We start from the raw sequence: 780 nt of genomic DNA, 5'->3' as shown, positions 1-780 counted from the left end.
GCGTGGCATATTCGACAGCCTCGAAGCTGCGCCAGGGGCCACGGCGGTGGATGACCTCGGCCTTGAATAGGCCGTTGATCGTCTCGGCCAGCGCGTTGTCATAGCTGTCGCCGACGCTGCCGACCGAAGGCTCAATGCCTGCTTCGGCAAGACGTTCGGTGTAGCGAATGGATAGGTATTGAGAGCCCCTGTCGCTGTGGTGGACCAGCCCCGTGCCCTTGGCCGGGCGGCGTTCATGAACTGCCTGTTCCAGAGCATCCAGAACGAAGCCCGCATGGGCCGAACGGCTGAGCCTCCAGCCGACGATGCAGTGGGCATAGGCATCGATGACGAAAGCGACATGGACGAAGCCTCTCCAGGTGGCGACAGAGGTGAAATCCGATACCCACAGAATGTTTGGCGCGGGCACGCGAAACTGGCGGTTCACCTTGTCGAGCGGACAAGGGGCCTTGTTGTCCGGGATCGTTGTCCTGTGCGGCTTGCCACGGATAATCCCTTGAATACCCATGCCCTTCATGAGCCGCGCCACCGTGCATCGCGCGACATCGAAGCCCTCGCGGCCAAGCTGGCGCCAGTTCTTGCGGACGCCATAGACCCGCCAGTTCTCTTCGCAGACCCGAAGGACCTCGGGGCGCAGAGCCTCGTCCCGGCGCGCACGATCCGACAGCCGCGCCGGATCGGCCCGCCTGGCCAGATGCTCATAATAGCCAGATGCTCATAATAGGGGGACGGGGCAATCGGCAGCACGCTGCAAATCGGCTCGACCCCGGGCGCATCCCG

1 pseudogene is annotated in these 780 nt (G+C 63.6%); it reads right to left on the bottom strand.

Features of this window, described 5'->3' with window-relative positions:
- Positions 1 to 780 (bottom strand): annotated as a pseudogene (locus CDV49_RS11430) (IS3 family transposase); the annotation flags it as partial.

Origin of the sequence: Haematobacter genomosp. 1, assembly GCF_002196855.1 — a bacterium.
Taxonomy (GTDB): Bacteria; Pseudomonadota; Alphaproteobacteria; order Rhodobacterales; family Rhodobacteraceae; genus Haematobacter.
The sequence above is the reverse complement of the archived record's forward strand: the minus strand, read 5'-3'. Positions and strand labels throughout refer to the sequence as shown.